Annotated in this window: 11 protein-coding genes; 5 read left to right on the forward strand and 6 right to left on the reverse strand. The window is 40.2% G+C overall.

Translation table 11 applies throughout. The features are described 5' to 3' along the window. The first annotated feature begins 18 nt into the window (after positions 1-18). Positions 19-261 (forward strand): hypothetical protein, encoded by a 243-nt coding sequence (locus tag D5F11_RS14545; RefSeq protein WP_126646602.1) that lies wholly within the window; start codon positions 19-21, stop codon positions 259-261. Next, on the forward strand, positions 182-1387 hold the full coding sequence (locus D5F11_RS14550) for a cytochrome P450 (protein ID WP_120117876.1): 1206 nt from the start codon (positions 182-184) through the stop codon (positions 1385-1387). The genes D5F11_RS14545 and D5F11_RS14550 overlap by 80 nt, the downstream gene beginning before the upstream one ends. 41 nt (positions 1388-1428) lie before the next feature. On the opposite strand, the gene lipA is transcribed toward D5F11_RS14550, so the two are convergent. Beyond that, the gene (lipA, locus tag D5F11_RS14555) at positions 1429-2373 is read right to left on the reverse strand and encodes a lipoyl synthase (protein ID WP_120117875.1); all 945 of its coding nucleotides are present in this window, start codon (positions 2371-2373) and stop codon (positions 1429-1431) included. Further along, entirely contained in the window at positions 2360-3205 is an 846-nt protein-coding gene (locus D5F11_RS14560) for a lipoate--protein ligase family protein (protein WP_120117874.1), read from the reverse strand. Before D5F11_RS14560 ends, lipA begins: the two co-directional genes overlap by 14 nt. 168 nt (positions 3206-3373) lie before the next feature. Here D5F11_RS14560 and D5F11_RS14565 point away from each other — a divergent pair, with 168 nt between their 5' ends. Continuing rightward, the gene (locus D5F11_RS14565) at positions 3374-3949 is read left to right on the forward strand and encodes a superoxide dismutase family protein (protein ID WP_120117938.1); all 576 of its coding nucleotides are present in this window, start codon (positions 3374-3376) and stop codon (positions 3947-3949) included. A gap of 278 nt (positions 3950-4227) precedes the next feature. Here the strand turns inward: D5F11_RS14565 and speB are convergent, their stop codons facing one another. The 4 genes from speB to D5F11_RS14580 all read right to left on the reverse strand — a co-directional run bounded on the left by speB (position 4228) and on the right by D5F11_RS14580 (position 7781). Then, the gene (speB, locus tag D5F11_RS14570; RefSeq protein ID WP_120117873.1) at positions 4228-5184 is read right to left on the reverse strand and encodes an agmatinase; all 957 of its coding nucleotides are present in this window, start codon (positions 5182-5184) and stop codon (positions 4228-4230) included. Between the two features lie 98 nt (positions 5185-5282). Continuing rightward, positions 5283-6683: a purine-cytosine permease family protein gene (locus D5F11_RS14575; RefSeq protein ID WP_120117872.1), complete on the reverse strand. Its 1401-nt coding sequence runs from the start codon at positions 6681-6683 to the stop codon at positions 5283-5285. Positions 6684-6816: 133 nt separating this feature from the next. Continuing rightward, complete coding sequence (locus D5F11_RS26545; RefSeq protein WP_185830708.1) at positions 6817-6969, reverse strand: hypothetical protein; 153 nt, start codon at positions 6967-6969, stop codon at positions 6817-6819. Between the two features lie 23 nt (positions 6970-6992). Continuing rightward, complete coding sequence (locus tag D5F11_RS14580) at positions 6993-7781, reverse strand: carbon-nitrogen hydrolase family protein (protein ID WP_185830709.1); 789 nt, start codon at positions 7779-7781, stop codon at positions 6993-6995. 213 nt (positions 7782-7994) lie between these two features. Here D5F11_RS14580 and D5F11_RS14585 point away from each other — a divergent pair, with 213 nt between their 5' ends. Both D5F11_RS14585 and D5F11_RS14590 read left to right on the forward strand, forming a co-directional pair. Next, positions 7995-9263, forward strand: coding sequence for a sigma-54 interaction domain-containing protein (locus D5F11_RS14585; RefSeq protein WP_120117871.1), 1269 nt, complete (start codon positions 7995-7997; stop codon positions 9261-9263). Between the two features lie 17 nt (positions 9264-9280). Further along, entirely contained in the window at positions 9281-10108 is an 828-nt protein-coding gene (locus tag D5F11_RS14590; RefSeq protein WP_126646603.1) for a carbon-nitrogen hydrolase family protein, read from the forward strand. Positions 10109-10592: the final 484 nt, after the last annotated feature.

A 10592-nucleotide genomic window follows, 5' to 3' on the forward strand; every position in this document is an offset into this window, starting at 1 on the left:
TGTAAGTGGTGGAGATGAATGCATGTTGGTATTTCGTTCAAACCCCGACTGAATAAAGTTAAAGCCTCCGGCGGATGCCACAGATTTTCAGAGGAAATTTATCGAGCGGAGCTCGATAAAATCTGGTCGCAAATACGCCAAGGCGCATTTGATCAAATAGATGAAGAAAAGGAAGGAAAACATGGTAATACAATCAAATCAGTCTATGTCAATCTCACTCACTTCCGACGAGTTCGTGGAAAATCCTTACCCTTTTTATGACAGAATGCGTTCCATTCATCCAGTCTATCAGGTTAAATCCTTCAAGTATCCCGGATGGCATGTCACCGGATACGAAGAAGCTAAAAAGATCCTTCTGGACACTAGATTTCAAAGCAGAATCCCTCTGCCTTCTGCTACAAAGAAATATGGGCACCTGAAAGACATTCAAAACAATATGCTGCTTTTTAAAAATCAATTGGATCATCGGCGAATCCGGGGGATAGTTGGCAAGGCCTTTACTCCGAAAAAAATAGAAGAATATAGGCCATTCATGATCGAAACGGTCAATGATTTGATTCATCAGGCAGAGACAGAGAGAAAAATGGACATTATTTCAGGTTTTGCCTTTCCTTTGGCCAGTCTGATCATTGCCAAAATATTGGGTGTTCCGGCTACGGAGCGGTATCAGTTCAGAGAATGGTCTGCCCGCTTGGTGCAAACCATTGACTTCACCCGAACAAGACGGGTTTTGGAAAGTGGTAATGAATGGACTGCAAAGTTGCTTGCTTTTTTTAAGAGATTGATCAAAGAACGGCAAAGCCGTCCTCAAAATGATTTCATCAGCCTGTTAGTTAAGGAAGAACAGCAGGAAAGTAAACTCACGGAGGAGGAACTATTGGCCACCTGCATTTTATTAGTCATTGCGGGACATGAAACCACTGTAAATCTGATTAGCAATTCGATACTGGCTTTGTCGAACCACCCCGGACAATTCATCATGCTGAAAGAAAAGCCGGAGCTGATTGAAACAGCGGTCGAGGAATTCCTCCGCTATGAAAGCCCGACCCAGATGACAGCGCGGATAGCATCAGAAGATTTACAAATAAATGGAGCGACGATCAAAAAAGGTGAACATGTATATATCTTTCTGGGGGCTGCCAATCGGGATTCGAACAAGTTTGATCGTCCCCATGTACTGGATATTACGCGGAATCCGAATCCGCATCTTGCCTTTGGCCATGGCGTCCACTTTTGTCTGGGGGCCTTGCTGGCAAGAATAGAAGCTCAAATAGCCATTTCTGGACTATTACAACGTATACCGGATTTTAAAATTGCAGTAGATGATTTACAGTGGCGAAAACTTGTGGGCTTCAGATCGCTAAAGGAACTTCCAATTACCTTTTAACAAAACAACCGCATTCCCGTGGAAAGGAATGCGGTTTTGATTTAAAAGGTGAAGTCGACTTCTTTTTTCTCCTGATCTTCGTAGCCCTTCATATAGTTGATTCTTCTTTGGGCGGAGGTGGCGTTGACCTGTTCGTCTGCGTGATAAGATGAGCGGACAAGCGGTCCGGCCTCACAATGGCTGAAGCCTTTGGACAAAGCGATTTGTTTCAGTTCTTCAAACTCGTCTGGGTGATAATAGCGTTCAACCTTCAGATGTTTTTTCGTAGGCTGCAGATACTGGCCAATTGTCATGATGTCTACGTCATGTGCAAGCAAATCATCCATTGTTTCAATGATTTCTTCTTTCGTTTCTCCGAGTCCAACCATGATACTTGATTTTGTTGGTGTCTTTGGTGAAATTTCTTTTACTCTCTTCAGCAGTGTCAAGGAACGGTCGTACATGGCGCGTGCGCGAACACGACGGGTCAGGCGCCTGACTGTTTCGATGTTGTGGTTGAAAATATCAGGAGCGCTTGACATTAGTGTAGAGAGGCTCTCGTAATCACCTTTCATATCGGATGGAAGAATTTCGATTGTACAACCCGGATTCGCTTCGCGGATTCGTCTTACTGTTTCGGCAAAAACGGCAGCTCCCCCGTCTTTTAAATCATCCCGAGCTACAGCAGTGACAACAACATGCTGCAATCCCATGATTTGTACTGATTCTGCTACCCGAGCAGGCTCTCCCCAATCCAGCTCCGTCGGAAGTCCAGTTTTGACGGCGCAAAAACGGCAGCCTCTTGTGCATGTATCTCCCAGGATCATAAAGGTTGCTGTTTTTCGCTCGCTCCAGCATTCGTGGATATTCGGACAGCGTGCTTCTTCACAAACCGTATTTAGACTTTTGTTACGCATTAATTTTTTCAAGCCAGTGTATGATTCATTCGTGTTAATCTTGATCTTCAGCCAATCGGGTTTTCTTATGTATTCTTCATTTTTTGCCATCAGCCAACACTCTCTTTCGATAATATAAATTCCAATCATCTGAACGATATTTCGTTTCGGCTAGTTCATGTACCTCGTTCCATTGTTCCTCTGACAGCTTAAATGGAACCAACTCAAGATTTAAACCCTTTTCAAATCCTTTTTGGAAAGCTATTTCAGCCATTTCATAAGTGACAGGCTGATCGGATGCCTCGTTGATGGTTATCGCTTTTTTTGAAAAAGCAGAACGCTTCTTTTCCCTTGTCTCTTCATCTGAGAAAAAGAAAAGGTCAAACAGCATCTGCTTATTCATGGTGAAAGGAATGGAGCCGTGCTGTAAAAGGACCCCCTTTTTCCTTGTCTGGGCATGTCCCGAAATTTTCTTACCATCCACCAACATCTCATAGTCTGATGGCCTTTCAAAGCAGACTGCCGTCCGGTCCCTGAAGCGTTCTTTCGGGATGGAGTAGTCTGCTTCGATTTCCAACTGTTTGAATCCTTCCATAATCCCTTTTGACAATTCAAAGTACGCTTCCCGTATTGACTGAGAAATATAAGGCTTGGATTCTGAAACAATCACACTGTAAGTCAGTTCATCGTCATGCAAGACAGCGCTTCCGCCTGTCTGGCGTCGGACAAATTGGCATCCATGCTTCTTTATTCCTTCAAAGCCGATCGTGCGGTCGACTTTTTGAAAATGTCCAATGGAAAGTGTCGGGGTAGACCATCCGTAAAAACGGAGAACAGGAGGAATCTTCCCTTCACTGTGCCAGTTCAGTAATGCTTCGTCCATAGCCATATTAACTGCGGCATCATCGTGGCCTGAGCGTAATAAACCCCAGGTATCAATCATTTGACCAACTCCTACAGGAATACAATGAAATATTGATTTTATCTTAACGAACCCTGGAATATAAGTAAAGCCGACAGGCTTGAAGGATGGAAAGGATTCGGAAAAAAAGTATAAATCAAAGGAGGGTGGTAAATACAGGTAATAACTTTTTAAATGGAGGTAGCTATATTGAAGAAATTAATCGGTCCAACCATTCTCTTGCTGCTAATTGTAGGTGCATGCAGTGGTAATAAAGACATCGTCGAACCGGAGAAACAGGAGGAGGCGGCGCCGGTCAGTGCAGAAAAACCGATCAATGTTCCTCTGATCAATGCTGAAGGTGAAAAAGTTGGAGAAGCGGAGCTCTCCGAAAACTCAAAAGGTGTAGTCATTCATGTGAGAGCCGAAGGACTGGAGCCGGGGAAAAGGGCAATCCACTTTCATGAAACTGGAAAATGTACACCGCCCGATTTTAAGTCTGCAGGTGCGCACTTTAACCCCGGGCATAAGGAACATGGATTCCATAATCCTAAAGGCTATCATTCAGGAGATCTGCCAAATCTGGAAGTAAATGCTGAAGGAAGGGTGGATGAGATAATAAAGACAGCCGACGTCACTCTGGAACGTGGTAAGCCGAGCTCGCTGTTGGACAAGGACGGAAGTGCCCTTGTCATTCATGCCGGTGAGGATGATTATGTCACAGATCCAGCGGGGAATGCGGGCGACCGGATTGTGTGCGGGGAGATTGTGAAGGAAGGTAATTAGAAGGTTCCAGGCGTTTAACTTCATTCAGCAGAAGTCTCCCACTTCTGTAAGTGGTGAGATGAATGCCTATTGATATTCCATTCAGCGGGGGTTTAAACCCCCGCTGAATAAAGTTAAAGCCTCCGGCGGATGCCACAGATTTTCAGAGGAAATTTATCGAGCTTAAGCTCGATAAAATCTGGGCGCAAATACGCCAAGGCGCATTTGATAGATGATCTTCGTACGTCGAATATAAAAAACGACAGCTAACACAGGGTGAAAGCTGTCGTTTTTTTATATTATAGATATCTTGCACGTGACGCCAACATATCCACAGCCATACGTGAAGCTGTTATAGCAGTAATATCGCTATGATCGTAAGCTGGAGCGATTTCTACAATATCAAATCCGATTAAATTCACTTCTCCCAGTAAGTCGATTGCTTGGATCATTTCTCTAACCGTGATTCCGCCAGGAGTAGGGGCGCATGTACCAGGTGTTTGGGAAGCTTCTAAGGAGTCCATATCAAATGTAATATATACTCCGTCCGTTCCATCAGACGCAATTTCAATTGCTTTCTTAACGACATCTTGGATACCGTTTTTATAAATATCTCTCATGGTAAATAGGCTAATATCATTTTCTTTCACATAATTTAACTCTTCTTTTGGATTCATTGAACCGTGAGGGCCAATAATAACAGAGTTCTTAGGATTAAAGCAACTAAGTTCCATTGATCTAGGTACTGGGCAGCAGTGGTTCCATTTATCCCCACCTACATCAGGAGCTGTGTCTAAATGTGCATCAAACAAGATAAAGCCGTAATTAGCATCTGGGGTAAACTCTTCGAATGCCCGGGTTGCAGCTACGGTTATAAGGTGTTCTCCACCTATAAGCACTGGCATGGCCCCGCCGTGTAACAGTTCGAGTACATCACGTTTACCGCTTTCAAGTGTTTCGAAGGCGTTTCCAATTACCACGTTGATATCACCGAAATCGTGAACATTGTATTTTTCAACAACATCAACATCATAATCAAGATGATAAGGAATATAAAGGGAAGAGGCATCACGGAAACGCCGAGGCCCCATCATGGAACCAGTACGTACGATGGTCGTGCCATCAAATGGGACACCAAGAATTCCCGCTTTTACTCCTGATTGTTCAACTAGTTCCCGTTTTGGCTGCATATAAGGTCGCTTCATAAACGTCGCTATGCCCGAATTTAAAACTGTACTCCAAGTATCATTTGCCATTAAAATTCCTCCTAGATAATGATAGAAATATATTTGAGAAAGTAAAATTGCAACAGATTAAAAGTTTGTCACGCTTTTACTTAAACAACAAAGTAGTATTAACTTGCCTTGTCTACACCCTTAGTGCAGCTGTTTTTTTTTGAAAAGGAATAGCCGCCAAACTGATATTTTGAGAAGATAATTTTACCAGCAATGACATATACTAAGCCGGATACAACCATAGCGGGGAATGTTGCAGATAATAAGTGGAATAAACTTTCCCCGTTTATATAGGAAAAAGCGCTCATTCCACTCATCCATCCACCAAGATAGACCCATACAATCATACCGACAAGTTGCGAAAAAATGGCCACGGGATTAAAGCCGTGAAAATATTTGTAAATTCCATTTGGGTTATAGCATTCTCTAACATCGAATTTTTCTTTTCTAAGGAAGTAGAAGTCAGCAATAGAAACAGCCCAGTAAGGTCCAGCCAATAAACCAACAAAAAGTAATATATAGTTAAACATATCTTGAAGGCTGGCTGAGAATATAAAAATAGTTGACGGCAACGCAAGGGCTAATGTGACAATCTGGTATTTCATTTTTGGGAATATAGATAAGATGGCCATGACGCCACCGTATGTGAGTAAAGCAATTGTTGTAATGTTTCCGAATACAATAATTAAATAAGCTGGTAAACCGACATCAATTTGACCTGCCCAAGCTGGAGGCTCATGTTCTCCTGTTAATAATGTAGCCATACCCCCAACCAGTCCGAAAAGTATACCCATGGCAGTTAAACCTAAATAAGCTGTCCAGTAAGCGTGTCGTTGGGATTTTGCAAACTTATTCCATGCGCCTAAATATGGAAGCCATGCAACAGCAAAAGCAACACATAGTTCAAAAACATAAGCCCCTCCTACTTCAAATGTAGGTTTAACACTTGCCATAGCATTCCAATTTTCTGGCTGGATTAATTTGTACAGAATATAAATTGTTAAGGCGATAAAAAAAGGAAATGTAACCTTAGCTAAAGTAAAACCATATTTAGGGTTAATTAATAAAAATACAATAGGAATAGATATACCGATTAGCGAGTAAATAATATAGTCTCCAGTGAACGTAAACCCACCGCCATAAGTGATCATTACGTGTTTGGCAGATTTTCCAGCCAATGCGGTTAAGATTCCGACCCATCCAAAGTTAATTCCTACGAGGATAATGACACCGAAAATCGATCCCCTAATTCCGTATGTTGGCCTTAATGCTATGATTTCATCAATGCCGTATTTAGCCGATCTTTGAGAAGACCATGCGATACAGGTGTATGCCGCCAAATTAGCAAAAATAGTAAGAACGATTGTAGGTATCAAACCAATTGACGGAGCATAATCACTACCAACCATGAATGTGACTAATAAAACATTTCCTCCGCACCAAAGCCAAAATAGCGACAAACCTCCGGCGGTTCTATCTTTTACGGGAATGGGAAGAATGCTCATTCCGGTTTTTTTCATCTCGTGACCTCCTTTTGGATTTTGTAATATTTCGTATTTTAAATCCTATTGAATGTGTAATGTTGAAAAAGATGATGATCTAATTATACAAACGCTCCGTTTTGGATGGGGGTAGTTCGATAAGGGTAGTATTTCATGAAATATAATTTGAATACCAAATTAGTGATATAACAAAAGGAATGAACCCTATTGCCACTACCCATAAATGATCTTTTTGAGTAACATCATCCATTTCTATACCCTCAGCTAATATTTCATCTAAGGCTTTTTTAGTTTCATTGTCCATTTTTTACCTCCCACTTATTAGCATTAGACCGAATAAAGTTCCCTTCTTCTTTTTGCAATGTATCCTAACTTTGGATCTGTTGAAGAATGAAGAGGTAACCCTATTGTTTTTACCCCTTCTTTATTACCCATACTTAACAGTACTTTTCCATCTGAATTAATGACCATGCTATCTCCGCAAAAGTTCAACTCTCCCTCTGAACCGAGTCTGTTACAAATGATAACTGGGATTTCATTTTCCATTGCGCGGCTTTTTGCGTAGATATGATGATGTACCTCATAAGGAACCATGTTTGCATTACTAATGATGATCAGATCTGCTCCTTTTAATTTTAAAGCGCGTGCAACCTCAGGGAATTCTACATCAAAACAAATCATAAGTCCTATTTTCCCAAGCGGAGTATCAAACACTGGGATTTCAGTTCCTTGGGAAAAGTATTTTTTTTCACTGTCGAATAAATGAACCTTCCTATAAACACCCTGCAATCCTCCTTTTTCATTAATAAAGGCTGAGGAAATATAATAATTTCCGTCGTCCCCCTTTTCCGGAAAACCAACAACCGCAAATATTGAATGCTTTCTGCAAAGTTTTTTAATTTCTGTTAAACTTGGGCCATTTGTTACTTCAGCTAGGTCTGAGATATTCTCACCAACAGAATATCCCGTTAGAAATAGTTCGGGGAAGATAATAATATCTGATTTTTCTTTACTTGCTTTTGCAATCGCTTCTCTTATAAGCAGAAGGTTGTGTTGCTTTTCGCTCAGTTTTGGTGTTAATTGAGCTAATGTTACCTGTATGTCTTTCAAATTCATCCCTCCTGTCTACATATTATTGCAAGTATCGTGCCAAATTAAAAAAGCTTGTATTTTGGGCTTTGGGTCAATATAATAATAATTAAAATGATGATTTATTTCATTAAATTATATTGAATGCGCTTTAATAATAGTGGAGTTACTTATTTTAAAGAATTTGATGAAAAAAATCATTAAAATGATTTCTTTCATCAAAAAGGGGGATAGGATCAAATGAATATTTCTAGTGATATAGAAGGAAAAGCTGCAATAGTAATTTTTGACCAATATACCCAAATAAAAGAGGCAAAAGGGCAGGGGAATCTTATAAGAACATATTTCCCTGAGCTGTTTAAGATAGATGCTCACCTGAAAGAGATAGATTGGGAGAGGGTATTTGTGAAACCTCCTTCCTTTGGAGGTGACAAAGTTGAACTTCTGCAAACAATCGATGGTCATCATTTTCTAGTTTTTTTAGACTACCTTAAAAGGCTCGATCTTTGGATTATGTTAATAATAGATATGGATCAAGTGAATATGTTGAAATTTGAGCCATTCCAAAGAAGTAAAATAGAAGACGGAGATTTCTTATATGAATCCACAAAGATGAAGCGTATCATCGATATTATTTATCAAGTAGCTGGTGTAAACTCTACTATTCTTTTATTAGGTGAGTCTGGTGTTGGTAAAACAAGACTAGCTCACATGATTCATCATGCAAGTAATCGCGCGGAGAAACCCTTTATATCAATTAATTGCGGTACAATACCGGAAACTCTTATTGAATCTGAGTTGTTCGGATATGAAGAAGGTGCTTTTACAGGAAGCAGGCGGGGAGGACGAAAGGGGTTATTTGAAGAAGCTGATACGGGGACAATTTTTCTTGACGAAATTGCTGAACTTCCTTTGCATGTGCAGGTTAAGTTGTTGGATGTTTTACAGGAAAACAAAATTAGAAAAGTGGGCAGTACCAAAAGCAAACAGGTGGATATTCGAGTTATTGCAGCAACCAATAAGGACATAAAGGCAATGGTCGATCAGAAACTGTTTAGAGAAGACTTATATTACCGATTAAATGTGGTCCCTCTTACAATTCCACCTTTGAGAGAACGTATGGAAGAAGTCCCATATTTAGTGGATCATTTTGTGGCTAAATCCAACCAAAAGTATGGTCTTAACATGAGGTTAGATAAAGAGGTCGAAGAGAAATTGATGAAATATCATTGGCCTGGCAATATTAGAGAACTAGAGAATGTTGTTGAAAGAATCGTTGTAACAAATTCTTACGACTATATTCCGGGAAAAAGTGGAGGGCACCCATCGAATTCTGTTATAGAGACAAAGGGGATTATTCCACTTAAAGAGGCGAAACAACTAGTAGAAAAAGATCTAATATCGCGAGCTTATAAGAAGTATAGAACTACGTACAAGGCAGCGGAAGTGTTGGGAGTCGACCAGTCTACAGTTGCTAAAAAAATCAAGCAATACAATATTCAAAAGTAGAAGGGAGAACATGTGTGATGGAGGTAATGCGTTTGGCTCTCGCACAGTTAAGAAGCAATTTATATGATAAAGACAATAATTTATATAGGATAGCCCAAACTGTTGAAATAGCAAAAGTAGAGCAGGATGCTGACTATGTTCTTTTTCCGGAACTTTATTTAACTGGCTATACACTTAATGATAAGGTAGCTAGCTTGGCAGAGCCTATAAATGGAAAAAGCATACAAAGAATTCAGGAGATTGCTCATCAACATTCAACAGGAATTATAGTTGGTTTTCCTGAAAAAGATGGTCATAAGGTATATAATACTGCTATTTTTATTGATAAAAATGGTGAAATTATTGGGACGTATAGAAAAACTCATCTTTATGATTATGAAAAGCAATGGTTCTCTGCTGGGAATTCTTGTCCCGTGTTCAATACACCTTTTGGAAAAATAGCACTCATGGTCACATATGACATGGAATTTCCTGAAACCTCCCGCATTTATGCTCAAAAAGGGGCACAACTAATTTTAGTACTAGCCGCCAATATGGTACCTTACCAGACATACCAAAATGTTTTTCTACGGGCTCGTGCAATGGAGAATCATATGTTTATAGCTTTATCTAATAAGGTAGGACTAGAGGGAGATCATATTTTTTTTGGTGAGAGTGAGGTTATTCATCCTACAGGAAAAGTGATTTACCGCTCATTTAATAACGAAGATATTACTACAGTTGAAATAGATTTGCTCCAAACGAACAATGCGAAAGGCTTGCTTGATTACGTGTCAAATCGGCGATTGGACTTATATCATCAGGAAGGATTATTGAATCCAAGTTCAAAGAAACATAAAGTATAAAAATGTTATTTATGGAGACCTGGCATGATGGTCTGTTTTGCTGAATACCGTGAATTGTGTGAGGCCCTAAGCTGCCGGGAGAGGGTCTTATCGTATCATCAACATGCATCCTCCATATGAATACACCACTATCTTTTTCCAGAGAGCGAGCCGATGAAAAATGATACTTCTTTCATTATCCGTAAACGTTTGGAAGTGATTTGACTTTTTGCAGAGACAGTATGGTTTTTGACGCTTTAGAAATGAAGCAGGTGGTAGGTATTGGAATGAAGGGGGGCTATCGAATAGTAGATTGGCTCAGCAATGATCTATACAGCCAATCAAAGTGCAGAATTGTACTGAACCTAGTTAAGAAATAAATGAAGCGACTCTCGTTAACTCATTTTTACGAGTTTGTCTTTATTTTTATCATTTCCTGACAGAAGACTCTCACTTCAAGGAATATAAAGGGCGGAGCCCAATGAGTAAGTGGGAGATGAATGTC

It is taken from the genome of Siminovitchia terrae, from assembly GCF_003605405.2.
GTDB lineage: Bacteria > Bacillota > Bacilli > Bacillales > Bacillaceae_C > Siminovitchia > Siminovitchia terrae.